Genomic DNA, 25,863 nt, shown 5'->3' with positions numbered 1-25,863 from the left:
TTCACGCGAGCTCACAGGTCACCTCTCCTTCGTTGTCAACCCGGGCGTACAGGTTCAGTGCACAGTGGTTCGGCTCGTCGCTCTGCAGCAGCCTATCTGCGATGGGGCTTATCAGACGCTCTTCAAGCCAGCGCTCAATATGACGAGCGCCACCCGTATTGCTGCACGCCTCGGCAATCAGTGAAGGCAGCCGGGGATCGAACCGGCACCCAATCGCACGCGCCTGCATACGCTGCTGCAGCGCGCGAAGGCGCTGACTGGCGATGGATTGCAGGCTTTGCGCTGCAAGCGGGTAGTAGGGCAAAACACGCATGCGGGCGAGTAGCGCCGGTTTGAAATGCGCGTTCAGATGGGGGTGGATGGCTTCGACCAGTTGCTCAGGGGTAGGGCGTTCAGCGTCGCGACAGAGTCGTTCAATGTGCTCACTGCCAAGATTGGAGGTAAGCAGAATCAGCGTGTTGCGAAAGTCGATTTCACGACCCTCACCGTCGTTCGCCAGGCCCTTGTCGAAGATCTGATAGAACAGATTGAGCAACTGCGGATCGGCCTTCTCGACCTCGTCCAGCAGGATCACCGAGTAAGGGCGGCGACGTACCGCTTCGGTCAACTGGCCGCCTTCACCGTAGCCCACGTAGCCGGGCGGAGCGCCGATCAGCCGGGCCAGGCTATGGCGCTCCTGATACTCACCCATGTTGATCACAGTAAGAAACGCGTCTCCGCCATACAACAGGTCGGCAATGGCCTCCGCGGTTGCCGTCTTGCCTACGCCGCTCGGACCGGTGAGCAGAAATACGCCGGCAGGACGGTCCGGGCGGGACAGGCCCAGTGCGCTGGCACGCAGGCTGCGATTCAGTTGCTCTACCGCCTCGGGCTGACCATGCAGCCGCTCATGCAGGCGTTCCCCGAAACGGGTGATGCGTTCGTGGTAGTGCCCGCTCAGTTGTGCGGTCGGGATGCCTGTCCACTCATGTACTACTTCGACAATCGCATTGCGATCGACCTCGGCGCAGACCAGTTGCGGTTGCGGCGTCTGTTGCAGGTCTTGCAGCGCCTGGCGCAGTTCGGCATGCGGCGCCTCGCGCTGATGACGCAAGCCGACCAGTTGCAGCGCCAGCTCCCGCTGTGCGGTCCACTGCTGCTGCAGATTTTGCAGGGTATCGGTGCCGGCCTGATGTTGCTGGTTCAGATGTTCAAGCAGGGAAGGGTCGGTTGGCAGTCCGAGTTGTCGGTCGCGCTCGATCGATTCGCGCTGGCGTGCCTGGTCAGCCTGTTGTGCCTTCAGGTGGTCCAGCGCGGCGGGCACGGCTGCAAGGTTTACCCGCGTTCTCGCGCATGCGGTATCGAGCAGATCCAGGGCTTTGTCAGGCAGTTGGCGGTCGGCCAGATAGCGGACTGCCAGCTCGACCGCCGCCACAACCGCCTCGTCTCTTACATGCAGTCCGTGGCTTTCGGCATAGCGAGGCGCCAGTCCGCGCAGCAGGCTTATCGCGTCGGATGGGCTGGGCTCGCGCAGTTGCAAGGGCTGGAAGCGGCGTGCAAGAGCCGGGTCCTTTTCGATATGACGCCGATACTCGCTCCAGGTGGTGGCGGCGATGGCCTTGAGCGTGCCGCGCGCCAGGGCGGGTTTTAGCAGGTTGGCGGTATCGGCAGTACCGGCATCACCGCCATGGCCGATCAGCGTATGGGCTTCATCGATGAACAGAATGACCCGGTTATCAGGGTCGGCAGCGGCTGCCAGTATGCCTTGCAGGCGTCGTTCGAGCTCACCGCGCATACCGGCCCCTGCCTGCAGAAGACCCAGATCAAGACTGAGCAGTCGCCAGCCGCGCAGCGCATCCGGGACACCGCCGGCGACCAGCCGCTGTGCCAGCCCCTCGACCAGTGCGCTTTTGCCAACCCCGGCATCGCCGATGATGATCGGGTTGCTTTTGCGACGTCGGCAGAGAATGTCGACCAGTTGCCTGATCTCGCGCTCGCGCCCAAGGACCGGGTCCAGAGCGCCTTCCTCCGCCTGTTCTGTCAGGTCGTGGGTGTAGGACTTGAGCAGTGATGTGTCGGCCTGAGGGCTGGTGTCTTGCGCGTTGGCCAACTGCTGCAGTTGATCAATGTTGAGCGGCGCCAGGGGATCAGGGTGCAGCAAAGGGTTGCGCAGCCAGCCAAGCAGCAGTGCGTGCAGGTTTATTCGTTGCTGCTGCAGCTCGGTGGTGGCGACCAGTAGTGCCTGTTGCAGCCAGTTGACCAGCATGCTGGACAAGCTCGGATTGCGGCCGCTCTGCTGGTATTGGGTTGGTGGATGGCAGCTGGCAAGCAGTGCATCGGCGTCAATCTCGCTGACAGCAAGCACCTGATGCAGCAGGCTGCCGCGCTGTTGCAGCAGGGCCCGGATCAGGTCTTCCGGCTCCACGTTGGCGCTGCCGCGTTGCAGACACTGTTCGGCGGCGCGCTCAAGGGCGCTGTGTACCTCGCTATCGAGCAGGCTGACAAGTTGGTGAATATCAATTGCAATCATGCAGACCGTCCTTGGTCGTGGAACAGAGAAGAATGGCGGGATCGCCGGCCGGGCTGCCCAGCCAGGTTGTCCAGCCGAGTCGGCAGGTGTTGCGGCTGCCCAGCTGCAGGGCCCGCACCTCGCTGGCCTGCAGCTGCAGTCGCAGGTCGTACTGCAGCGGCGTGCGCAGCAGAAAGGCGAGCAGGTTATGCAGTGTCTGGTGATCCTGTCCGGGTGGCAGGAATCGGTGGAAGTCGTTCCAGTCGAGCTGCGTCAGATGCACTCGAAATGCACCGGCGATGGACATGATATGGCTGCCCAGGATCAGCTCATTACCGAGAGTACTGTTGTTGCGGCCGAGCGCCGAGCGTTGCTCGTCCGGGATGGAAACCTGTCTGGGCAGGCATTGTTCCAGTGTGATTGAGGGAGAGCGGAAGTACTGACGCAGCACCGCCGCGATACTGTCGGCCGACTGAGCCTTGCCGCTGATCAGCCCCAGACAGGGCAGCAGACGGTGGGCCTGCAGGGGGCCGCTATCGGGCGCATTGTGCAAGCCGGCCAGAGCCAGCAGGCTGCCGGACAACCGGTCGCTGGCGCCGCTGCGAAAGCGGCTGTAGTAGCGATACTTCTGCCAGATCGGCAACAGCAGCCGTTGCAGACGGTTATTGCACAGGTCGAACAGGGCCCTGACGTTGCCGCAGCCCGGATCATCACCCAGCGCCAGCTCAACCTGGTGGGCAGGCAGGGGTGAACTGGCACCGCTGAGGGCGATCAGGTTCAGCTGCAGGACGAAATGCAGGCCGTGCTCGTCGTGTTCAATCTGCAGTTGTTCGATGTCCCTTGCAGCGAACCCCAATCCCGGGTTGGCACAAAAACGGATACGTCGGTAGTGCGCTTCCGGCGTCTCGCCGGGATAGCTCTGCTGCAGTTGATCCAGCAGGCATAGCAGTGCCTGATACAGGCTGTAATGCTGGATGTCCCGTTGCAGGCGAATCAGAACAGGGGCTGGTGACCCAGACGCGGTACCCATTGGTAGCGTTCTCCCTGCAAGCTGATGATGGAGAGGGCGTGAAACGTGTTGATGCCGGCATGCTGCGCGAAAAATTCGTTCAGCACCGAGCCAAACAGAAAGAGTTCCCCGGAGCCGTTACAGCCCTCTGCGTCAATCTCCAGTTCCGACTGCACGCCGCGTATCGGCAGCCCTCGAAACAGACGGTCGGTCTGACGGTGCCGCACCGAGCGCAGCGCGTTCAGACGGCGCTCGCTGACCCTGGCTGCGTTCTGGTCGCAGTGCCTTGGCAGGTCGTGACAGCTGAGTGCTTCGCGCAGGGCACTGATGTTCTCCAGCGTCTGGTAGTTGAGCGCCATGCTGCTGATCAACTGCCACAACCCCTGGCGGTGCAGCGCCGGTGCATAGCTTGGGGTAATGCGCCCGATATTGCGAAACTGCACAAACTCGGGCGTGCCCTCGCAGGGATGGCAGATATCGCCCTGGGCCAGCTTGCCAGGCCACTGCTGATTGGTGCAGGTCAGCTCAATGGACAGGGTTTCCTGCTGATCCTGCTGCTGGAGGCCGAAGCAAAGGTGGGTTTCCAGATGTTCGCCATCCAGAGCCGGCAGTTGTCGCAAGCTGTAGTGCGGCGATGCATCGGGGCCTGCGAGTGTGTGGTCGTGCTCGAAGGATTCGAACGGAACGTAGGTCCGGTAACCCATGCCGCCCGGCTTCCAGCCGGTTACCCGATCGACCGAAAAGACGCCGCACTGGGCTGGTGCAAGGCCCGCAGGGCGCAGCAGGTAACGATCCTGTCGGCCATCGAGTCTGACCGGGCTGGCGTCGTGGCTGAACAGGTTGACGACAGGTGTGCAGTAAAGCTTCACCATATCGGTGTCTGGCGTCAGTTGGCGGCAGTCCGGATGGTGCAGGTCGAATTCGATGCGCAGCCCGCGTGCCTGCTGCATTAGAGGTTTGTCCGGCGTGACCTCGCGCTCAAGGCCGCTCAGCTCGACAAACAGAAACTTCTCGGCGAAGGCAAAGTAGTCCTGCAGGTGCCGATAGCCGCTGAACCCCTGATCGGTATCCGGCAGCAGGGTTTCCTCAGTCGCAAAACCGCAGGGCTGCAGGTGGTCGGCGGGCAGGGTGAGTGATGGTTGTTGAGTCAGCGGTTGCCCTGCTGCATCGAGCGGCTGCAGGGTAATGGCGTCCAGATGGCGGCACAGGTGCAGGTACAGCTGACGGCTTGAATAGGCATTGCCGCTCAGGTGCAAGCGCAGTCGGCGCAGATCGAGGTCTGTCAGGCTGCCTTCGCAGGTCATCTGCAGTGTCAGGGTCAAGCGTGCGCCGGTAGCATGGCTCTGGTAACGGCAGCCTGCCAGTTCGACGGGCAGCAAGGTCACCGCACTGGTTGTGCGAAAGCGGCACCGAATACCGTCGGCAGGGCGCGACTCCACCCCGGTGCCGCGTGCAATGGGTAGTGCCTTGAGCGGTCGTTGCAACGGTTCGAATTGCAGCATGGCCAGTGCCGGCATGGGGCGCATGCAGTTGGGCCAAAGCAGATGCATGAGCGAGTGGGTCAGTTCGGGCAGCTCGTCATCGAGTTTTTGCCTCAGGCGCCCGGTAAGAAAGGCAACGCCCTCAAGCAGCCGCTCTACATCCGGGTCGGTGCTGGTGCCGGCGAGGTAGGGCGCCAGCGCGGGGTGATGTTCGGCAAACCGCCGTCCCTGCTCACGCAGTGCGCTCAGCTCGCTCTGAAAGTAGTGATTGAAGGTCATGGTGGATTCAGATGTCGGAGTCGTCTCGCTGCAGGGTCACTGCAGCCTTGCCCTGGCCGTCGAGTTGCACACTGAAGGTGACTGGCTGCTGCAGCTCCGGCAAGTTGAGCCGGGCGTTGATGATGAAGGCCAGGCGCAGCGGGTCACTAGCATCATGCTGACAGCTGACCCGCACCTCGCGCAGACGCGGCTCGTAACGGCTGATGAAGCGCTCTATCGTTGCGCGTGCCTGCTGCCGGGTGTCATGCAGCGTCAGTCGCATATCGTTCAGTTCGGGTAGGCCGTAGTCGGGCAGCATCTGTACGCTGCCGGCGCGGGTGCTGAGCATGCGCGCCAGCTGGGCCATCACCGAGGCACTGGCGGCCTCGGCGCCTGGCAGACCGGAGCGGGACCGGTCGCTGCCGCTGAGGCGCTCCAGTAAGGAGCCGTATCCGGGTCTGGTCATCATTCGCGATCCAGCTTGCCGACCAGCGACAGCGTGAAGTCGGCGCCCATGTACTTGAAGTGAGGGCGAACGCTGAGACTGACCCGATACCAGCCCGGCTGGCCGGCAACATCCTCGACGCCGATGGAGGCTGCCCGCAGTGGTCGGCGCCCGCGCACCTCTGCGCTCGGGTTGTCCTGGTCAGCAACGTACTGGCGAATCCAGCGGTTCAGTTCCAACTCCAGGTCGGTGCGCTCTTTCCAGGCGCCGATCTGCTCGCGTTGCAGCACTTTCAGATAGTGGGCCAGGCGGTTGATGATGAACAGGTAAGGCAGTTGCGTACCCAGCCTGAAGTTGAGTTCGGCTGCCTTGCCCTCGGCGCTGTTGCCGAAGTAGCGGGGTTTCTGTGCCGAGTTTGCGGAGAAGAACGCCGCATTGTCGCTGCCCTTGCGCATGGTCAGGGCAATAAAACCTGCTTCTGCCAGCTCGTATTCTCGACGGTCCGAGACCAGCACTTCGGTGGGGATCTTGGTTTCAATCTCGCCCATGCTGGAGAAATGATGCAATGGCAAATCGTCAACGGCGCCACCGCTCTGCGGACCGATGATGTTGGGGCACCAGCGATAGCGAGCGAAACTGTCGGTCAGGCGGCTGGCGAAGGCGAATGCAGCATTGCCCCACAGGTAGTCCTCATGGCTGTCGCTGACCGTTTCGCGGTAGGCAAAGCTGCGGACCGGATTGTCTTCAGGGTCGTAGGGTGTGCGCAGCAGGAAACGGGGCAGCGTCAGACCGACATAGCGTGCATCCTCGCTCTCCCTGAACCCCTGCCACTTGCTGAAAAGCGGGCCCTCGAAATGGTCCTGCATGTCTTTCAGGTCGGGCAGGCCGTGGAAGCTCTCGAGTCCGAAGAAGGCGGGGCCGGCTGCTGCGATGAACGGGGCGTGTGCCATGGCGGCCACGCCGGCCACCTGTTGCAGCAGGCGAATATCCCGCGTACCCGGACCAAACTGGTAGTTGGCGATCATGGCGCCGACCGGCTGCCCACCAAACTGCCCGTACTCGGCCGTGTATACGTGTTTGTAAAGACCGGACTGCACAAGTTCCGGGCTGTCTTCAAAGTCATCCAGCAGATCATCTCTGGAGGCATTGATCAGCTCGATGCGGATGTTCTCCCGAAAGTCGGTGCGTGCAACCAGCAGCTTCAGGCCGCGCCAGGCCGACTCCAACTGCTGAAAGTCGGGATGGTGCAGGATGGCGTCAACCTGACGGCTCAGCTTGCTGTCGATTTCTGCGATCATCCGATCGACCAGTGCCTTCTTGACTGGCTCCTGGCGGTTGTGTGGTTTCAGCAGTTCGCTGATGAAGGCGCCCACGCCCCGGCGGGCGATCGCATAGGACTCGTCCTCCCGGGGCAGCTGGGTTTCGGCGATAACGCGGTCGAGCAGACTGCCGTTGGTCACCGGCTTGTTTGCCCGAGCGGTGGATTGGCTTTGCATGGAGAGGGCTCCTGTAGGGTGCGTCACGGGGTCGGAGGGAGGCCGAGTTCGGTCAGGATCTGTTCACGTGAATGGTCGTCGCGCAGCAGCGCTTCAATTGCCTGGCGGAAGGCCGGTGTGTTGCCCAGCGGCCCCTTGAGGGCGACCAGGGCTTCGCGCAGCTCCATCAGTTGACGCAGTTCCGGGACCTGTTCGACCACGCTGGCCGGGTTGAAGTCGGACATCGAGCGGATGTCGAGTTCGACCGGCAACTCGCTGTCGGCGTCCTCCTCCTGCAATCGATTGGGAACATTGAAGGTCAGGCGCAGATCCTGTTTGGCCAGCACATCCTCGAAGCTGTTTTTGTCGATTGCGATGGGCTTGCGCTGCTCAATGCTGCGTTCGTCCCGGCGCTGGGTGAAGTCACCCAGCACCATCAGCTTCAGGGGCAGTTCAATCTCCTGTTGCTGGTCACCGGTGTTTGGGGTGAAGGTCACGTTGATGCGCTCGCGCGGGGCGACCGTGGTGTCTTTTGTCATAGGGCTTCTCCATGCGGTTCAGGCCGGGTGGCCTGCTCAAGGGGATCTTGGAAACTCAGCCAGTGCAGCTGTTGCTGCAACGCCTGGCAGCGTTCTTGACTGGTGCTGTCGCGCCGTGGGACAAGGCTCTGGTGCAACAGCTGGAGGGTCTCGCCGAGTAGCTGCTTGTCCCAGATGGCAAGCGGCATGCTTTGCTGCAGCTGCGCCAGTTGCGGCTCCAGCATGGCCTCTGCCTCCCGGTGTCGGGCGTTGGCCAGCAGCCGGCGGGCCCATTGCAGCCGTGACAGCGCGCGCTGGCGCTCGTCGGTCTGGCCTGCCGGCATGGCCGTATCAGCCGGGACAGAGGAGCGCAGCGGTGCGGCGGTGTCGCCCTCCGTAGCGTTATCTGGCTGGCTCTGCTGCTGTGCATCCGCGGGGGGCTGAAGCCAGGCTTGGGTGGCCCGGCTGGCAAAAGGGCTGCCATCGTCGAAGCACAGGCATTCCAGCCCGGGGAGGCGCTGCACAAGCGACCGGGTATGGGCCTGTATGACTGACGCCGCGTTGGCATCGTCCATGGCGTGGCAACAGCGAGCGGCCAGATAGTGCCCGTCGAGCCAGAACGGCGCTTTGCGCAAGCTGTTTTCGAGGTTGTGCAACAGCCGGGCGTACTCTTGCTGCTGCCACAGCGTGTCATAGTGCTTGATCCGTTCGGCCGGGGGTGGACGCAGGCTGGTATGCTTCTGTTCGTCGTGCCGGGGGAGTTGCCCAATGCCGCCCCAGGTGAGGCAGCGGCTCATCTGCAGTGCACTGACGCGCTGATCTGGCTGGCTGAGCCACCACTGCAGCAGGGGCGTCGCCGCTTCCTGCAGGCGACGTAGCTGTTGTTGCGCCGCGCGTTCGTTGCCGATTGAGTCGCGCTCTGGGGCCGGCTCCCGGCTGGGAGCGGATGAGGCCGGTTCCGGCGCTGCGCTCTCCGTGCGCTCGCTCGCTGCTGGTGCAAGGCTGCCTGCCAACTGATGCCAGTCCTTGCTGAGCGGCACGGAGTGGGCATGCAGGGCTGAACCAATGGCGTGCATCGCACTTTGCAGCACGGGAAGCTCGTGCTTGGCGCAGCACAAGGCGCTCGCTTGGCGCACCAGCGACCTTTGGAGCCACTGCAGCGCTGCCAGTCTGGCGCGCTCCCTCGCCGGCAGGCTGCTTTCCCAGGCGCTGCTGAGAGCGCTGGCAATCTGCTGCAGGCTGCCAACTGCCTGCTCGAGTTGCTGCAGCCGAATCAGCGCAAACGTTCGCCAGCCGGCAACGCGCAGGTCCATGCCCCGCGCAAGCAGATCGCTGGCAGTATCGGCCAGCTGCTGCCAATCAGGCTGGGGCTGTTGGTGTGGAGAGTCGAGCAGCGAGAATACCTGCTCCAGTCGCACATAGGCGTCGCAGTCGCGCAGATCGGGCAGGTCTGCGGCGGGGCGGTTGCCGGGTGTGACAGCGACTGATGCCATGCTGGTTTCCTTTCCTGGGTGCCGACGGACCTCCTGTCCGCCCAGCCTAGTCGAATCGAACCGGGTTGGCGCATGCTAGTGAGCTGGTGCGGGGCTGCCAAACGGCCACCCTGTGATCGGGTTCGCGTTACGACTGGAGATTTATCAGTTTTCTACCCGCTTCGCTGGTTATTAAATTAAATAAAATCAATAGGTTGTGAGTATTTATTGAGGTTCTATTCAGGATGTGTGCCGGTGTTGTTGGTGGGGCGGAATCTGTGAACCAGACTGCATCCGCTCGCTCAAGGTGATGTAGTACCCCGCTGTTACCCGTCGGCGCGAACAAGGGCGCATGATGGGCGCTCAAACACCCGCAAGGAGGAACAGTGATGTCCACCAAGAAGATTCTGCTGCTGGCCGGCGACTTTACCGAAGACTACGAAACCATGGTGCCGTTTCAGGCGCTGAGCATGCTGGGCTATGAGGTGCATGCGGTGTGCCCGGACAAGACCGCTGGTCAGACGGTCAAGACTGCGATTCACGACTTTGAGGGTGATCAGACCTACACCGAGAAGCCGGGTCACCTGTTTGCCCTGACCCATGATTTTGCCGCTGTTAAGGCCGATGACTATGTGGGGCTGGTGATTCCGGGCGGTCGGGCGCCGGAGTATCTGCGGCTGAACGCCGATGTGATTGCGCTGGTGCGGGCGTTCAATGCGGCCAACAAGCCGATCGCTGCGGTCTGCCATGGTGCACAGCTGCTGGCAGCGGCCGGTGTGCTGGAAGGGCGTGAGTGCAGTGCGTATCCTGCATGCGGGCCGGACGTGCGTCTGGCGGGCGGTACCTATATCGATATCGCTGCCGATCAGGCCCATGTTCAGGGCAATCTGGTGACTGCGCCGGCCTGGCCGTCGCATCCGCGCTGGCTGGCCGCGTTCGTGAAGTTGCTGGGCGCCCGAATCGAACTCTGATTGCTGCCGGGGGCTGGCTGCGGTCAGCCCCTGCAGAGGAGAGCTGCATGTGTGAACTCTACGTAAAGGCGGACCCGATTCTGTATGAGTCGCGCTCGCGTTCGCTGCGTATTCGCGGTGTGGTTACCACCTTGCGACTGGAGAACCAGTTCTGGGACATTCTGCAGGAGATCGCCGAGGTGGACGACATGACCACCAATCAGCTGATCACCAAGCTGTATGACGAGGTGATGGAGCTGCGCGGTGAGGTGGTGAATTTTGCGTCTTTCCTGCGGGTGAGCTGCACCCGTTATCTGGCTCAGCGCGAGGCGCGGGTGGTTCCTCTGGCGGTGGTGGGCCGCAGTACAGCTCAGGGCTGATTTTGCTGCCAGCTGTATCGCGCCGGCCTCCGGTGGTTTTGCTAGCATTGCCGCTTACCTGAATTTCTCTGGAGCCGTTCGATGTCGATCGAAACCTGGCTGGCGTTCTTTGTTGCCTGCTGGATCATCAGCCTGTCACCGGGCGCCGGTGCCATTGCCTCAATGTCCAGCGGTCTGAATTACGGTTTTGCCCGTGGTTACTGGACTGCGCTCGGTTTGCAGTTGGGGCTGGTGGTGCAGATTGCGGTGGTGGCGGCGGGCGTCGGTGCGGTGCTGGCTGCATCTGCGCTGGCATTCACGCTGATCAAGTGGTTCGGGGTGTTGTATCTGCTGTATCTGGCCTGGCGCCAGTGGCGAGCGCCGACCATGCAGGTGGACGAGACGCAGGCTCCGCGTGCGCTGGGGCAACCGTTGGCGCTGGTGTTCAGGGGCTTGCTGATCAATGTCAGCAATCCCAAGGCGGTGGTCTTCATGCTGGCCGTGCTGCCGCAATTTCTGGATGTCTCCCGGCCGCTGCTTAGTCAGTATCTGATCATGGGGCTGACCATGATTACCGTCGACCTGATCGTCATGGCGGGTTACACGGGGCTGGCGGCGAGGGTGCTGCGCCTGTTGCGCTCACCACGTCAGCAGCGGCTGCTCAATCGCACCTTTGCCGGGTTGTTTGCTGCGGCCGCAGGGATGCTGACATTGGTGCGCCGCGCAACCTGATGCCTCCTGTGCCTAGTGGCCTTGTTGCCACTGGCTGCGGTACTGCGACGGGCTGATACCGGTCTGCTGACGGAAGCGATTGCTGAAGTGGGCTGCTGAACTGAAGCCGCAGCGCAGTGCGACCTGCAGCAGGCTGGCGCTGCTGTAACGCAGCAACTGTTGCGCCTTTGCCAGACGCTGCTGCTGCACGTAGCGGTGCGGAGGCAGGCCAATACTCTGTTTGAACATCCGCGCGAAGTGGTATTCGCTGAGCTGGCACTGGGTGGCCAGGTCGGCCAGTTGCAGTGGCTGATCCAGATGGCTGTCGATGTAGTCGCGTATATGCCGTACCTGCGCCGGCGCAAGCCCGCCCTTGATGGCGGGGGCCTGCCAGCTGACCTGGGTGTAGTGTTTGAGCACGTGATTGAGCAGCAGATTGCTGGCGCTGCTGAGGGTCAGACTGTCGCTGCGGTCGTGCCAGTTGCTGGTCAGCAGAAAATGGCGGTAGAGCAGGGCGATCTGCGGGTCGTCTGCAAACAGCTGCTCGTTGACGCTCAGCTCCAGCGGGCTGCGATCCCAGGTCTGTTCTGCCAGCTGGCGCAGGTGAGCGTCGGTGAAATACAGGTGAACGAACGACAGCGGTCCGCGGATATTCCAGGTGGATGCGTACTGCCGGGGCATCAGGCACAGCCGATCTGGTCCGCCGCCGTTGTGCCAGCCGTCGGTGCTTTTGAAGTAGGACTGGTAGCCATCGGCGATATACAGGCTGAGGGTGTGGTGATCGGCGTTTTCCAGGTCGATCAGGTCCTGCTCGTTGTACCAGGAGGCCAGCCCGACGCCATTGCCCAGCCGCGTGCTGTCCCGCAGCCGGGTGTTGTGCCGCTGCAGGCTGTCGAATACCTGAAAGCGTTCGTCTGACATGGTTGCTCCGTGCGCCGTGACCTGCTGTCCATGGTATGCGGGCCGGTGCGCTGCGCCAAGCGGGCAGCGCGCCGGCCGGCAAATAAGCGCAGGATTGTGCAAGTCGCCAGCAAGACCGCGCAAGCCGGCGCAGCGCGCAGGGCCGATACTGGGCCGCCATTACCAGAGACTGCATCATGAATGTATTGCTGTATGCCGCTACCGTCCTGATCTGGGGTACCACCTGGATCGCCATCTCCATGCAGACCGGCACGGTTGCGCCGTTGGTGTCGGTGTTCTATCGCTTTGCGCTGGCGGCTGCGCTGATGCTGGTGGTGCTGTCGCTCCTGGGCAGGCTGCGGCGCATCGGCGGGCGTGATCATCTGTTCTGCATGCTGCAGGGGGTGTGCGTGTTCGGGCTGAACTTTTACTGTTTCTATTCGGCCAATGCCTATATCAACAGCGGTCTGGAGTCGGTGCTGTTTTCGCTGGCGACCCTGTTCAATGCTGCCAACAGCGCGCTGTTTTTCGGTCTGCGCCCGGGGCGGCGTTTGCTCTGGGCCAACCTGCTGGGGCTGGTCGGCATTGTCTGTTTGTTTTGGCACGACCTGCGTTCGGCACATCTCAGCGCGCTGGTGTTGACCGGCATCGGCCTGAGCCTGCTGGGCACCTATGGCTTTTCACTCGGCAACATGATCAGCGTGCGTCATCAACGCCGGGGGCTGGATATCCTCTCCACCAATGCCTATGCGATGGGGTACGGCGCGTCGGCGATGCTGCTGCTGGCGCTGTTGCGCGGTGACGCTTTCACAGTCGATTGGAGTCCGACCTACATTGGCTCGCTGCTGTATCTGGCGATCGTCGGCTCGATTATCGGCTTTGCCGCCTACTTTGCGCTGGTTGGGCGTATTGGTGCCGGAGCGGCTGCCTACGCAACGGTGCTGTTTCCCCTGATTGCGCTGGGCCTGTCAACCGTGTTTGAGGGCTACCAGTGGTCCGGCATGGCGGTGATCGGTCTGGTGCTGATCCTGTTCGGCAATCTGGTGATGTTCTACCGGCCGCGACCCAGTGCCGCAGCGGTACCCGCAGCTGAGTGACTGTGCCATGCTTGCGCTGAGAAGCATACAAGGGCGGGAGTCATGGATTATCTGATTATTGCGATCGCGACCCTGAGTGGTCTGTATTTTCACTGGTGGCTGTTTGTGCGCATTCGCCGCTGGACCGATCGCGATCTGGCCCTGTCGATGGCAGGCGAGGACCCGGCCCGACGCGACTACATGCTGGCCTGTCTGAATGATGCGAAACGGCAAAAGGTGCGTCGCAGGGACCTGGAGGCCTGGCTGCAGGCTGCTGCTGATCGTTACGATCCGGCATCAGGGCAAGGAACTTGAGCAAAACGGGCTACTCTGTGTAAACAGGATCTGAGTTCAACCCCAGCAGGGAGAATCATTATGGAACTGCACCAGAAAGACCTCGGCACCTTGTTTGAGCAGCTCGGTTTGGCGTCGGATGCAGAGAGCATCGATGCCTTTTTTGCCAGTCATTCACTGGCGCACGATACCCGCCTGGTTGATGCGCCGTTCTGGACACCCTCACAGTCGGCCTTTCTCAGCCAGCAGATGCGCGAAGACGCCGAGTGGGCACCTTTGGTTGATGAGCTGAACGCACGCTTGCACGAAGACTGAGCAGGCGAGCGCCGATCGTTTCGGTACCACCAGGCAGTCTGTGACAGCGACACGGCAGGGCAGTAGGCGGCATATTCTGGCATCATGTCGGTCTGCTGACTGACCCTGACTGTCTCTGCAATGGCACCAGTGCGCTGTTGCACGGCGATTGCTACCACGGATATCCGTTTCATGCCGTTTTACATCCTGCTCATTCTGGGTGGCCTGAGTGCCTTTGGCCCGCTTGCCATCGACATGTATCTGCCTGCCTTTCCGGCCATTGGCGCCGCATTGGCGGCAGACCCCGAGCAGGTTCAGTTGAGCCTGTCGGTCTATTTCCTCGGGCTGGCCAGTGGGCAACTGGTTTATGGTCCGCTAGCTGACCTGTATGGGCGCCGGGGGCCGCTGCTGTTCGGTATCGGCCTGTTTTGCCTCGCCTCGCTGGCGTGTGCGTTCGCCCCGACTCTGGAATGGCTGCTTGCCGCGCGTTTCGCTCAGGCGTTGGGTGGCTGTGCGGGCATGGTGGTCAACCGGGCAGTGGTGCGCGATCTGTGTGCGCCAATTGATGCAGCCAAGGCGTTTTCCCAGTTGATGCTGATCATGGGGGTGGCGCCGATTCTGGCGCCGATGCTGGGCAGCACCTTGCTGATTTTCGCCGGCTGGTCGAGCATCTTCCTGTTCCTGGCCGCGTTTTCCGCCATCTTTGCCCTGGCGGTGTATTTCTTCCTGCCGGAAACCCTGCCGCAGCATCTGACGCCACCGCCGCTGAGAACGTCGCTTGGACGCTACCTGGAGCTGCTGCGCGAGCCTCTGTTCATGTTTCATGCGCTGACCGGCGGGGTCGCGATGGCGGGTATGTTTGCCTACATCGCCGGTTCGCCTTATGTGTTCATGGAGCTGTTTCAGGTTCCGGCAGACAGCTTCGCCTGGTTGTTTGGCAGTGTAGCGACCTGCTTTATTTTGTCGGCACAGCTCAATAGCCGCATGTTACGCCGCTGGACCCAGCTGCAACTGATCAGGCGCATCGCCGCTGTCTACATGCTGGCAACCTGGACGCTGCTGCTGGTTGCCTGGCTTGATGTGGATAGCCTGTGGCTGTTCATGCCACCCCTGTACGCCAGTGTTGGTGTTATCGCCCTGTTGCTGCCGAATGCGTCTGCCTGCGCGTTGGCGGGACACGGCCATCAGGCCGGTGTAGCCTCGGCGCTGATGGGCACCATGCAGTTCATCATCGCCGGTATCACCTCGGCGCTGGTCGGGGTGCTGCACGACGACAGCGCCATGCCGATGGCGGGGGTGATGGCGGTCTGCGGGGGGCTGACCGTGCTGATGGCGCTGATGGCCCGGCGCGTGAGTGCTCGTCAATTAACGGAGCCTGCCTGACCGCTTGAGGTCATCGTATTGTGCTGACGCTGGTCGTCGCAGCGACGACCAGCTCTGATCCTTTGCTGCACCTGTGTATGTCATAACGGGTATGTGGCGCTCTACCTCTCTTGCAGTTGTGCTGCCAGCCTGATCCGGCGGGGCGGGGCGGTGCGCCGCGCCTGCAGTTTATTCCCTTGCGCAGTATGTTTCGCTACCGAAATATAATTAAACAATCTATCTAATTTACAATATTTATCATTTGCATTTAGATTGCTGGCCGAGATTGGTGCTGCCCTTGCCTTTGGATAGTGCAGTTTCGTGCTCTCCGGGAGGGGAGATTCTATTTCAGTAACAGGAACACACATGAAAACAACACCGTTTTTTGCGCGCCACCTGGTGGCGATTGCCGTAGCCGCTGCAGCCCTGCCGGCCAATGCCCTTGCCGACTCTGAAACTACGCTGACCCTTCCTGTAATCGATGTTGTCGGTTACGGTGAAGACGACCGTTCACGCCAGACCGGCGCCGTCGTGGTTATTACTCGGGAAGAAATTGAACGTCTGCAGCCGAGTTCGACAGAGGATGTGCTGCGTCGCATTCCCGGGATTAACGTCAAGACCGAGGAAGAGTCTGCAGTGGTCAGCAATATCGGTATTCGCGGATTGTCGGCCAGCGAGTCCAAGTCATTGGTGCTGGAAGACGGTGTTCCGGTTGCGCCCGGCCTGTTCATCGGAAATGACCGCTACTACAATCCCCGTATTCAGCGCATGGAAGGTGTTGAGGTGCTCAAGGGATCGTCGTCCCTGCGCTACGGCCCCTCGACGATCGGCGGGGTGATCAACTACAAGACCAAAACACCTGAGGGTGTTGCAGTGTCCACCCGTATCGGGTCGTTCAACACTCGTGAGGCTACCCTCGAAGCCGGTGGTCGCAGCCTGTCAGGCGATGCCTACGCAGGTCTGGTCGCAACTAAGGCGCGCAGCGACGGTTTTCTTGACCGCGACTACGATATGACCGATCTGATGCTGAAGGCCGGTAGCGCGATTGGCGAGAACCAGAACCTCGGCGTCAAATTCTCATGGTACGAGAACGACGCGAATATCTCCTATCGCGGAATGTTCCTGCAGGACTACAGGGATGGTCGTACATACAATCCTGCACCGGACGATTACTTTCTGACTGACCGCCGTGCCTTTGATATCAACCACGAATGGTTCCTGTCCGACCAGGCGACTCTTCAGACGCTGGTCTACTGGAGCGAGATGACACGTGATTATTGGCGTTACTCGGTAGATACCGCGGCCTCCAATGCGGCTGGTCGCTGGGTTTATACCGATTCGCTGACTGGAAACAATCGCAGCTTTGAGCGCCTGGGTGCAGAAACGCGGCTGATGCTGGATCACAATCTATTCGGCTTGATGAGCGAGGCCGAGTTTGGCTTGCGTTTTATGCAGGAAGAGTCGGATGACAAGCGTATCCGGGCCACGCGCGATCAGGATCGTACCGGTATCAACGACCGTCATCTGGAGGATAGTGCTGAGAGCGTTGCCGCCTATGTGCAAAACCGCTTTGTGCTCAGCGAGCGCTTGGCCATTACGCCCGGTCTGCGCGTTGAGTCCTACGAGCAGAAGCGCAAGGTGCTTACCGATAACGGTGCATCTGAAACCACCTCCAACACCGAGTGGCTGCCCGGAATCGGCTTTACCTATCAGTTGATGCCCGCTGCCCAGCTTTACGGTGGTGCCTACCGCGCGTTCTCTCCTGCATCCAACGGCGTTGCACTGGACGGCCTGGTAGATCAGAAGCTCGACGGTGAGCGTTCAGACAACTATGAGTTTGGTCTGCGTGGCAGCAATGGTGCCTACACTTATGACGTCACTGCGTTCTACATGAACTTCGATAATCAGGTCGTAACGGGCAACAGTGATCCGAACCTGTCGCAGTCCAATGCAGGCAAGACACTGCATTACGGTCTTGAAGCTGCGTTGAGCGTTGAGCTGGGTGGTGGCTTCAGTATCGATACCAACCTGACCTGGGTGCCCGAGTCCGAATTCCGCTCTGGTGACAACAAAGGCAACCGTCTGCCTTATGCGCCGGAATACCTGGCCAACGGTGGGCTTAATTACACCGATGGTCGCTTCAGTGGTGCGCTCAATGTGCATTATCGGGGCGAGCAGTTTGGTGATGCCGGCAATCGCAAGGATATTCCGTCTGGCGCCGAGGGTGGTATTTGGGGTGGTCAGATTCGCTCCTATACCCTGTACGACCTGCTGGCTCAGTATCAGGTGAACGATCATCTGCGTCTGCAGGGTGCGGTTAAGAATCTGACCGACAAGCGCTACATTACCGGCTTGCGTCAGGGTATCTATGTCGGCCCCGAGCGCTCGTTTGAAGTGGGTATGAATTACCGCTTCTGAGTGCAGGCCGGGCAGCCTTGTCGCGGCTGCCCGGCTATGGCTTATTGGTTTCTACGCCCAGACTGGATGCGTTTCAGGCGCGTTTACTCTGCCATGCGCCTGCGGCGAGTGTCCTTCCTGGAGCAGCGCAGAAAGGCGGATATCGGCCCCCAGAACGTATCGCAGCTGTCCGCGTTCATCCAGCACCGGCGCCGACAGGGTAAAGCAGAAGCCATCGGTAGCGGCGGAGCGGTAAACGTCGCTGATAAACGGCGAAAGCGTATCGCGTACGTTTGAAAACCACGGGCGGTTTGACCAGTTTTTACCCCGTGCACTGCTGCGGCTGCCGTCTTGCAGGTCGGCACTCAGAATGTTCTCGCTGACCTGCACACCATCTGCGCCAACCAGATACAGCAGCTCAAATCGACCGTCCTGATCAATCCAGCGCCGCATGGCTTGCTCTGCGCTGGCACCGCCACGGGCCAGCTCGGCGCTGGCGGCCATTTCGGTGACGCGTTGGCGGATCACCTGATGAACACCAAGCTGGAAGCCGCCGAGACCTTCCAGTAGCCGGTCGCCCTCACTGCGCACTGCCTCACTGTGCTCCAGTACCGAGGAGGCTTTTTGCATCATCGCGCTGGCCACCCCGGCAACACTCTGCACATCCTGGCTCACCGAACGCACCGCAGCGCCGATTTGCTCTGCACCGCTGGCAATGCTGGCGATACGCTGATCCAGCTGCCCCATGGCTGAGGTCGCTTCGCTCAGGCTGCGATCCATGCTGATGATGCGTTCGCGGCCGTTGGCGACCGCTGCCTGCATCTGCGCGCTGGCGTTGTTCAGGTTCTGCATGCCGCTGCGGAAGTTGTCGATGATCTCGGCCACCTTGTCGGTCGCGGCAGTGGTTTTGCCGGCCAGGGTGCGGACTTCATCGGCGACCACGGCAAAGCCGCGTCCCTGTTCGCCGGCCCGGGCCGCCTCAATGGCGGCATTGAGGGCCAGCAGGTTGGTCTGTTGGGAGATGTTGGCGATCATGCCGATGACCTGGGTGATTTCTTCCAGTTGTTTGCCGATTTCACCGATCTGGGCGGTCAGCTCGCTCTCGCAGCCATTAATGGTATCGACCTGGCTGAGAACATTACTGCTGTCCTGCTCGCACTGTCGCAATTGTGTGCTGACTTCGCTGGACAGTTGTGAAACCGCAGTTGCTCCGGGAACCAGCTCAGAGTCCAGGGTGGTACTGACCTGTTCGGTGGCGCTGGCAATCTCCTCTGAAGACTGGGCCAGTTGTTCACCATGGGCACGGCTGTCGGCGGCGATGCGCGCCAACTCGGGGGCGTGTGCAGCAATACCCACCGCGGCATGCAGACTCAGGGTGATGCGTTTCTGGAGTTCCCGGGCAAATGTGTTGAGGTGTGCTAGCGGGCCGTACTGCTGCGGCAGCTCGGCAGCGAGATTCATATCCTTCAACAGTGCATCTGTGCTGCTGCCTGACTCGCGGTTGTAGCGGGCGATATTGAAGATCCCCATACGTACTCCTTGTCGGCGGTTTGTGTCACTCTGCCATTATTCAAGGGGCAAGCAAAAACCAAGCCAGTGCCTGGATAATGCGTGCAGTGGGGTATTGTGCCGCTCCTGGCTGCGCAGCGTGCGTGGTTGTGGTGCAGAAGGTGGGGCAGGATGCCTGATCGGTGGGCAAAAAAACCGCAGCGAAAGCTGCGGCTCTTTTTCAGCGGATCAGGATCACGCGTCGTTCCAGCGCTTGAGAATCAGGGTGGCGTTGGTACCACCGAAACCAAAGCTGTTGGACATGATCAGATCAACGGCTTGATCCAGACGCTCACGCAGAATCGGCAGATCGCCGGCGTTTTCGTCCAGTTCCTCGATGTTGGCCGAGGCGGTCAGGAAGTTGTCTCGCAGCATCAGCATGCAATAGATCGCTTCCTGTACGCCGGCAGCCCCCAGCGAGTGACCCGACAGACTCTTGGTGGAGCTGATCTTGGGTGCCTTATCGCCAAATACCTCACGGATCGCCTTCAGTTCGGCAACGTCGCCGACTGGAGTAGAGGTGCCGTGGGTGTTCAGGTAATCGATAGTGCCTTCGACGGTCGCCAGCGCCTGCTGCATGCAGCGCACTGCGCCTTCGCCGCTCGGTGCGACCATGTCGTAACCGTCGGAGGTAGCACCGTAGCCAACCACTTCAGCGTAGATCTTGGCACCGCGGGCCAGAGCGTGTTCCAGCTCCTCAACAACGACCATGCCGCCGCCACCAGCGATGACGAAGCCGTCACGGTTGGCATCGTAGGCGCGGGACGCCTTTTCGGGCGCTTCGTTGTACTGAGTGGAGAGGGCGCCCATGGCGTCGAACAGCATGGTCTGAGACCAGTGTTCCTCTTCACCACCGCCAGCGAAGACGATGTCCTGCTTGCCCAGCTGGATCAGTTCAGCTGCGTGGCCGATACAGTGCGCGCTGGTGGCGCAGGCAGAGGAGATGGAGTAGTTGACGCCCTTGATCTTGAACGGCGTCGCCAGACAGGCAGAAACGGTGCTGCCCATGGTGCGCGGCACGCGGTAGGGCCCGATCTTCTTGACGCCTTTCTCGCGCAGAATGTCGATGGCTTCCATCTGGTTCAGGGTGGAGGCGCCACCGCTGCCGGCAACCAGACCGGTGCGCACGTTGCTCACCTGATCGTCAGCCAGGCCTGCATCGGCGATGGCCTGCTGCATGGACAGGTAGGCGTAGGCGGCAGCATCACCCATGAAGCGCTTGACCTTGCGGTCGATGGCGGCATCAAGGTCGATGTCCACGGAGCCGGAAACGTGGCTGCGCAGACCCATCTCGGCGTACGAGGGATTGAAACGGATGCCGGATTTGCCCTCTTTCAGACTGGCAGAAACGGAGTCCAGGTCCTGGCCCAGGCAGGAAACGATGCCCATGCCGGTAATCACGACGCGACGCATAGTGATGATCCTCAGAAACTATCGGTAGAAGTGAACAGACCCACACGCAGACCTTCTGCGCTGTAGATCTCGCGACCATCGACGGCAACGCTGCCATCGGCGATGCCGAGGGTCAGGGCACGGTTCATGGTGCGCTTGATGTGGATGGTGTAGGTCACTTTCTTGGCGGTAGGCAGGACCTGACCGAAGAATTTCACCTCACCGGAGCCCAGTGCGCGACCGCGACCCTGGAAGCCCAGCCAGCCAAGGTGGAAGCCAACCAGCTGCCACATGGCATCGAGACCGAGGCAACCGGGCATGACCGGGTCACCTTCGAAGTGGCAGGCGAAAAACCACAGGTCAGGGGTGATATCCAGCTCGGCAACGATTTCACCCTTGCCGTATTTACCGCCGGTCTCGCTGATGTGGGTAATACGGTCAATCATCAGCATGTTGGGGGCTGGAAGTTGTGCGTTTCCGGGGCCAAACATCTCGCCACGGCTGCATTTGAGCAGCTCTTCCCGGGTGTACGCATTCTGTCGTGTCATAGAGGCTCCTGCTCGTCCCCGTCTTCGGGGCACTATTGATTCGGCTTGTTCTGTGTCAGCAAGCATCCGAAAGTGCGCGCGGTCACTCATGATAAATGAGCTTGAAGGCGTTCGCTGTGCCATTGGCATGACCTGAGTCAAGCTAATGCACGCTGCAGGCCGGCCTGCACTGCACTTTCGGTTGGCTGCTGAGCGTTTTTTGCTCGCGTAAGCTCAGACTCAGCGCCTGCCAAGAAAGTCACAACATCCACGTTTTGCGTGTGATGAGGCGTTGAGGATACCCGCGAAGGCGGGTCAGGACAAAGTTTCTGTGTCCTGACCCGCCTGCGGGAGAGCAGGAAGGATCAGGCCAGAACGCCGTTCTCGGCCAGGAACTGGTCGCGCAGTTCGCGCTTGAGTACCTTGCCGATAGCGCTGCGTGGCAGCTCGTCGGTGATGATGACGCGGTTCAGACGCTGGGTCTTGCCGACGCGCTCGTTGAACCAGGCTTGCACTTGTTCGGCATCGACGTCACGACCGGCAAAGGGCACGACGTAGGCCACCGGGGTTTCGCCCCAACTGGTTGAGGCGACGCCGACCACGGTGACGTCTTGCAGGTCAGGATGCTGGCGCAGCTCGGCCTCCAGGTCACTGGGGTAAATGTTGAAGCCACCGCTGATGATCATGTCCTTGCGGCGATCCATCAGGGTCAGGAAGCCTTCTTCATCGAAACGACCGACGTCGCCGGTGCGGATGAAGCGCTTGCCGGTGCTGTCGTACCACTCGGCTTCTGCGGTTTTCTCCGGCTTGTTCAGGTAGCCGGCCATCATCGCCGGCGAGTGACCGACTACCTCGCCGATCTCGCCGCGCGGCAGCTCAACGCCGTCTTCATCGATAACCCGCATGTCGTGGCCGTCGAGTGGCATACCCACGGTGGCAAGCTTGTCAGGGTAGGTGTGGGCCGCCAGCATGCAGGAGCCACCACCTTCGGTCATGCCGTAGAACTCGATCAGACCGCCCGGCCAGCGCTTGAGAATGTCGGCCTTGAGCTCGGCATGGAAGGGGGCGCTGGTGCTGAACTTCATGACGTAGCTGTCCAGGTCATAGCTGTCGAAGTCAGGGCGGGCCATGATGCGCTGATATTGAACCGGTACCAGCATGGTGTGGGTGATGCGGTGCTGTTCGGCCAGTTTCAGGTAGCGCTCGGCGTCAAACTTGGCCATCAGTACAACGGTGCCGCCCAGACCGATGCTCGGCAGGAAGGAGACCAGGGTAGTGTTGGAGTACAGCGGGGTGGAGATCAGGGTGCGGCAGTCCGGACCATAGCCGAACGGCAAGCCGCGCTGGATGTGCGACCAGCGCATGCCATGGGATTGCACGATGCCCTTCGGCTCGCCGGTGGTGCCGGAGGAGTAGATGACGTTGAAAGTCATCTCCGGTGTGATCTCTACCGCGGTCGGTACCGCCCCCGTTTCTGCCAGCCAGTCGCTGTAGTGCGTTTCACTGCCGCTGTTGTCCATGCTGATCAGCGGCATGCTGAGGCGATCCCGGACGCCGGCCATGGCGCTCTGGACGCTGGCATCGGCGAAATACAGTTTCGCGGCGGAGTCGGCGAGCATGCCCAGCAGGCTTTCCGGGGTGGATGAAGGCGCCAGCGGGGCGACGGTGACGCCGGCGCGCAGGGCGCCGACGAACAGCACCGCATAATTGATCGAGTTGCTGCCGCAGATGGCGATAGCATCGCCGGGCTCTACACCGTCGCGCTGCAATGCTGCCGCAACGCGGTTTGCTTCCGCGTCCAGCTGCCGATAAGTCATCCGTTGTTCGCCTTCGATCAGCGCGGGATGCTCTGCGCGATCCTTGCCATGAATGGCAATCAGGGCGGGAAGGGTTGTGTAGGGCGATTCAAGGGTAACGGTTGACATGATCTGGACGCTCGAGTTTGTTGGGTTTATTAGAGCAGGCTGTCTGTGTCGGGATGAGACAGTCGTTTGCGTCATCTAGTCTCCCGATTTGGTCAAGTCGAATCCAGCGTCCCGGGGCGCTTAATTGTTGATGAAATGTTAAGCGATCAGCTTGAATGATGGCTGTCGGTTTCTGTCCAGGCGGCCAATGCGCCAAGCAGCGCCGGGCGGCTGATCGGCTTGCTGAGAAAACCCTGCATGCCGGCGGCTTCGCAGTCCCGGCGGTCAATATCAAGGGCGCTGGCGGTCAGAGCAACACAGGGTGCAGCCATCCAGCCCTCGGCCCGGCAGTGGGCGTGATAGCGTCGGCAGACCTCCAGACCGTCGATGTCCGGCAGGTGAATGTCCATCAAGATGGCGGCGTAGCGCTCCGGGCGTTCGCAAAGCATCCGCAGGGCGCTTTCGCCGGTATCGGCGATGTCTAACAGGATATTCGTCTGCTTCAGCATGCCTTGGATGACCAGTTGGTTGACCGGGTTGTCTTCCACCAGAAGTACTGGGCGTTGATTGAAGGCGGGGCGGGGAAGTGCCGGTTCCAGCGATTGCCCTGTGGCGTGCCCGGTGGTTCTGAGCGGAATGCTGAATATGAAGGAGGAGCCTTCCCCATCGCGGCTTCTGGCCGTGAGGTCTCCCCCCATCTTGCGGGCGAAGGTACGGGCGATGGACAGCCCGAGGCCGGTGCCCCCAAAGCGCCGGGAGGTGCTGCTGTCGGCCTGCTGGAACGCGTCGAACATGCTTTCCAGACGGTCGGGTGAGATGCCGATACCGCTATCGATTACCGCACACTCCAGCCACAGTTCGTTGGTACTTGTCATCCGCCAGCTGGCATTGACTTCAATCTGTCCCTGTTCTGTGAACTTCAGCGCGTTACCGACCAGATTGACCAGAATCTGACGAATGCGTGTCGGATCGCCGATGACTTCCTCGCAGCTCTCGTGCCCGGTAAGGTTGCAGAGCAGGCGCAAGCCTTTTTGGCGCGCGGTGTGTTCGAAGACATTGATCGATGACGTGATCAGTTGGGGCAGGTTAAAGGCAATTTCTTCAAGTTCCAGCGCGCCGCGCTCAATGCGCGAGAAGTCGAGGATGTCGTTGATCACCTTGAGCAGATGGTCGGTCGACTCGCCGGCGATATGCACATACTCGCTCTGTTCGCTGTTCAGATCGGTGGTTTCCAATAACTGCAGCATGCCCAGAACTCCGTTCATGGGGGTTCGCAGCTCGTGGCTCATCATCGCCAGGAACTCGGATTTGGCGCGGTTGGCTGCTTCGGCTCCCTCGCGGGCGGTCACCAGATCCTGCATGGCCCCTTGCTGCTGGCTCTCGGCGCGCTCAAGGGTCGCTGCAAGGCTGTTGATGTTGTGCATCAAATGCCCGATCTCGTGTTCATCGGTAACGTCCAGACGGGTGTCCAGTTTGCCCTTGCGGAGTTGCGAGACGGCGTGCCCCATTCGCTCCATCGGGTCGGCCAGTACCTTGGCCAGACGGATGGCCAGCACCAGAGTTGCTGCCAGTACCAGTGCGGCAAGGGCGAGGGTTTTGAGCAGTATGCTTTGCTGGCGCTGGATGAAGGCTGCGTTGCTGAGGCCGACCTGTACCTGACCCAGGTAGCGTTGCTGTTCGTCCTGATACGCCGCCGGGGCATCAAGCAGGAACAGGTCGTTCTGCAGCGGGATGCGCTGGCGCATGATATCGGCGACAAATACCTGCAGCTCTGTCTCCTCGCTGTGGTCGCGGTTGAGTTTGAGCAGTTGCTTGCCTGAGCGGTCATAGACCGTTACTTCCCGTACATGCGGTACGTTCAGTGCGCCCGTCACCATACTTTCCAGCGTATCCAGGTTACCGCTGATCACACCGTACTCGGCCGCTGGGGCAAGCTGGTCGGCAATCAGCTGACCGGTCACCTGCAGCTCCCGGTTGACGTCGTCCAGGCGTGCGGTGGTGAAAAAGGTAAAACCGACCACGCCCATCAGCAGGGCGGGTAATGTCGCTATCAGGATCAGGCGACTGTATATGGTTCCACGTTGCAGAAAGCTCATTGCGCGTGCTCCAGCTCGGCCAGGCGTTGGGCGAGGGTGGCGTCGTCCGGCAGTGGGATACCCAGTGAGCGTGCTACCTGGGCATTACTGAGAACGGAGAAATGTTTTGGGTAGGAGCTGCCGCTGCCGGGCACTCCCTGCTTGATCAGCCAGGCGGTGCTGCGCGCCATGTCGTCGGGGCTGCTGTAAGTCGTGGTCAGGCTGCCCGCATCGATGAATGGTGCGCTGGGGCCGATCAGCACCTTGCTGCGTGAGTAACTTGTCAGCAGGATTGTCTTCAGATTGTCTGCGTTGTAGATCAGCGAGTCATCGGTGCCGAGCAGGATGTCGCTGTCGGTAATGATGTCGACCAGCTTGCGGGTCAGATTCTGCTGGGGGTCAACCGTGACGCTTACCAGGTCGGTGTTCTGTTGCGCGGCGGCCTGGCGCCATTCTGGCAGCCCAGCCTGGGTTTGCTCGGTCAGCAGGATGCCGATGCGTCGTATACCGGGTACCAGCAGTTTGGCGAGAGCCACCTGGCGCGCGGGCTTGGGGTTGGCCAGCAGGGCGTGCATCGGCTTGTCTGCTGCGGCTGTGGCGAGCAGGCTTTCGGCAGTGACGTAGGTCGCAAGTGTAGGCAGCCCGTCGGGCTGCTGCAGGCGAGCCTCCAGGCCTTGCCGACCCATGGTGATGACGAGATCGGTACCTTCCGGTACCGCGTCGTTTACTGACAACTCGATGATTCGGTCTTCGGGCAGGGCATTGCCCAGTGACGCCATGAACTGCTGAGTCAGTGCCGAGGTGCCGGGCATGATCACGGCATACTGCTCGGCAATGGTAGCCTGCGCCGGCAGGCAACACACCAGCAGCGCCGCCAGCCAGCGTTTCACTCGCCTGCTCCTGAATGCACAAAAAAGCATGGTGACAG

At 61.1% G+C, this 25,863-nt stretch carries 22 protein-coding genes; 8 read left to right on the top strand and 14 right to left on the bottom strand.

Going from position 1 to position 25,863, the window contains the following annotated elements; all coding sequences use genetic code 11:
• Window position 1: 1 nt before the first annotated feature.
• From tssH to O5O48_RS16125, 7 genes are read right to left on the bottom strand one after another with little or no spacing between them, the layout of a single operon-like run.
• On the bottom strand, window positions 2-2,509 hold the full coding sequence (tssH, locus tag O5O48_RS16155) for a type VI secretion system ATPase TssH (protein ID WP_269687605.1): 2,508 nt from the start codon (window positions 2,507-2,509) through the stop codon (window positions 2-4).
• Window positions 2,496-3,518, bottom strand: coding sequence for a type VI secretion system baseplate subunit TssG (gene tssG, locus O5O48_RS16150; RefSeq protein WP_269687604.1), 1,023 nt, complete (start codon window positions 3,516-3,518; stop codon window positions 2,496-2,498). Before tssG ends, tssH begins: the two co-directional genes overlap by 14 nt.
• Window positions 3,482-5,257 carry a type VI secretion system baseplate subunit TssF gene (tssF, locus tag O5O48_RS16145; RefSeq protein WP_269687603.1) on the bottom strand — a complete coding sequence of 592 codons (1,776 nt, stop codon included), beginning with the start codon at window positions 5,255-5,257 and terminating at the stop codon, window positions 3,482-3,484. Before tssF ends, tssG begins: the two co-directional genes overlap by 37 nt.
• A gap of 7 nt (window positions 5,258-5,264) precedes the next feature.
• A complete protein-coding gene (gene tssE, locus O5O48_RS16140; RefSeq protein ID WP_269687602.1) occupies window positions 5,265-5,702 on the bottom strand; it encodes a type VI secretion system baseplate subunit TssE in 438 nt (145 codons plus the stop codon).
• The gene (gene tssC / locus O5O48_RS16135) at window positions 5,702-7,177 is read right to left on the bottom strand and encodes a type VI secretion system contractile sheath large subunit (protein ID WP_228246241.1); all 1,476 of its coding nucleotides are present in this window, start codon (window positions 7,175-7,177) and stop codon (window positions 5,702-5,704) included. Before tssC ends, tssE begins: the two co-directional genes overlap by 1 nt.
• 23 nt (window positions 7,178-7,200) lie before the next feature.
• Window positions 7,201-7,695: a type VI secretion system contractile sheath small subunit gene (gene tssB / locus O5O48_RS16130; protein ID WP_228246242.1), complete on the bottom strand. Its 495-nt coding sequence runs from the start codon at window positions 7,693-7,695 to the stop codon at window positions 7,201-7,203.
• Entirely contained in the window at window positions 7,692-9,167 is a 1,476-nt protein-coding gene (locus O5O48_RS16125) for a TssA family type VI secretion system protein (protein ID WP_269687601.1), read from the bottom strand. Before O5O48_RS16125 ends, tssB begins: the two co-directional genes overlap by 4 nt.
• 368 nt (window positions 9,168-9,535) lie before the next feature.
• Between O5O48_RS16125 and O5O48_RS16120 the strand changes: the two genes are divergently transcribed.
• From O5O48_RS16120 to O5O48_RS16110, 3 genes are all read left to right on the top strand, one after another.
• Window positions 9,536-10,117 carry a DJ-1/PfpI family protein gene (locus tag O5O48_RS16120; RefSeq protein WP_228246244.1) on the top strand — a complete coding sequence of 194 codons (582 nt, stop codon included), beginning with the start codon at window positions 9,536-9,538 and terminating at the stop codon, window positions 10,115-10,117.
• Window positions 10,118-10,164: 47 nt separating this feature from the next.
• On the top strand, window positions 10,165-10,476 hold the full coding sequence (locus O5O48_RS16115; protein WP_088275291.1) for a ribbon-helix-helix domain-containing protein: 312 nt from the start codon (window positions 10,165-10,167) through the stop codon (window positions 10,474-10,476).
• Between the two features lie 81 nt (window positions 10,477-10,557).
• The gene (locus O5O48_RS16110) at window positions 10,558-11,187 is read left to right on the top strand and encodes a LysE family transporter (RefSeq protein ID WP_088275289.1); all 630 of its coding nucleotides are present in this window, start codon (window positions 10,558-10,560) and stop codon (window positions 11,185-11,187) included.
• Between the two features lie 12 nt (window positions 11,188-11,199).
• Here the strand turns inward: O5O48_RS16110 and O5O48_RS16105 are convergent, their stop codons facing one another.
• Entirely contained in the window at window positions 11,200-12,087 is an 888-nt protein-coding gene (locus O5O48_RS16105) for a helix-turn-helix domain-containing protein (protein WP_228246246.1), read from the bottom strand.
• Window positions 12,088-12,263: 176 nt separating this feature from the next.
• On the opposite strand from O5O48_RS16105, the gene O5O48_RS16100 reads away from it, so the two are divergent.
• The 5 genes from O5O48_RS16100 to O5O48_RS16080 all read left to right on the top strand — a co-directional run bounded on the left by O5O48_RS16100 (window position 12,264) and on the right by O5O48_RS16080 (window position 17,510).
• Complete coding sequence (locus O5O48_RS16100; RefSeq protein ID WP_228246247.1) at window positions 12,264-13,163, top strand: DMT family transporter; 900 nt, start codon at window positions 12,264-12,266, stop codon at window positions 13,161-13,163.
• A gap of 42 nt (window positions 13,164-13,205) precedes the next feature.
• Window positions 13,206-13,457 (top strand): hypothetical protein, encoded by a 252-nt coding sequence (locus tag O5O48_RS16095; RefSeq protein WP_088275283.1) that lies wholly within the window; start codon window positions 13,206-13,208, stop codon window positions 13,455-13,457.
• 60 nt (window positions 13,458-13,517) lie between these two features.
• Window positions 13,518-13,751: a DUF2789 domain-containing protein gene (locus O5O48_RS16090; protein WP_088275423.1), complete on the top strand. Its 234-nt coding sequence runs from the start codon at window positions 13,518-13,520 to the stop codon at window positions 13,749-13,751.
• A 171-nt stretch (window positions 13,752-13,922) separates the two neighbouring features.
• On the top strand, window positions 13,923-15,113 hold the full coding sequence (locus tag O5O48_RS16085; RefSeq protein ID WP_228246248.1) for a multidrug effflux MFS transporter: 1,191 nt from the start codon (window positions 13,923-13,925) through the stop codon (window positions 15,111-15,113).
• A 345-nt stretch (window positions 15,114-15,458) separates the two neighbouring features.
• A complete protein-coding gene (locus O5O48_RS16080) occupies window positions 15,459-17,510 on the top strand; it encodes a TonB-dependent receptor family protein (protein WP_269687600.1) in 2,052 nt (683 codons plus the stop codon).
• Between the two features lie 51 nt (window positions 17,511-17,561).
• On the opposite strand, the gene O5O48_RS16075 is transcribed toward O5O48_RS16080, so the two are convergent.
• The 6 genes from O5O48_RS16075 to O5O48_RS16050 all read right to left on the bottom strand — a co-directional run bounded on the left by O5O48_RS16075 (window position 17,562) and on the right by O5O48_RS16050 (window position 25,825).
• Window positions 17,562-19,019, bottom strand: a complete 1,458-nt coding sequence (locus O5O48_RS16075; RefSeq protein ID WP_269687599.1) for a methyl-accepting chemotaxis protein — start codon at window positions 19,017-19,019, stop codon at window positions 17,562-17,564.
• 213 nt (window positions 19,020-19,232) lie between these two features.
• Complete coding sequence (fabB, locus tag O5O48_RS16070) at window positions 19,233-20,450, bottom strand: beta-ketoacyl-ACP synthase I (RefSeq protein ID WP_269687598.1); 1,218 nt, start codon at window positions 20,448-20,450, stop codon at window positions 19,233-19,235.
• 11 nt (window positions 20,451-20,461) lie between these two features.
• On the bottom strand, window positions 20,462-20,977 hold the full coding sequence (gene fabA / locus O5O48_RS16065) for a 3-hydroxyacyl-[acyl-carrier-protein] dehydratase FabA (RefSeq protein WP_088275273.1): 516 nt from the start codon (window positions 20,975-20,977) through the stop codon (window positions 20,462-20,464).
• A gap of 344 nt (window positions 20,978-21,321) precedes the next feature.
• Entirely contained in the window at window positions 21,322-22,881 is a 1,560-nt protein-coding gene (locus O5O48_RS16060) for a class I adenylate-forming enzyme family protein (protein ID WP_233049461.1), read from the bottom strand.
• Window positions 22,882-23,027: 146 nt separating this feature from the next.
• Window positions 23,028-24,956 carry an ATP-binding protein gene (locus tag O5O48_RS16055; RefSeq protein ID WP_269687597.1) on the bottom strand — a complete coding sequence of 643 codons (1,929 nt, stop codon included), beginning with the start codon at window positions 24,954-24,956 and terminating at the stop codon, window positions 23,028-23,030.
• Complete coding sequence (locus tag O5O48_RS16050; RefSeq protein WP_088275267.1) at window positions 24,953-25,825, bottom strand: hypothetical protein; 873 nt, start codon at window positions 25,823-25,825, stop codon at window positions 24,953-24,955. The genes O5O48_RS16055 and O5O48_RS16050 overlap by 4 nt, the downstream gene beginning before the upstream one ends.
• Between the last annotated feature and the right edge of the window lie 38 nt (window positions 25,826-25,863).

This window comes from Halopseudomonas sp. MFKK-1 (genome assembly GCF_027474385.1).
GTDB lineage: Bacteria > Pseudomonadota > Gammaproteobacteria > Pseudomonadales > Pseudomonadaceae > Halopseudomonas > Halopseudomonas aestusnigri.
Note: the sequence above shows the minus strand (reverse complement) of the source record. Positions and strands in the feature narration are given on the sequence as shown.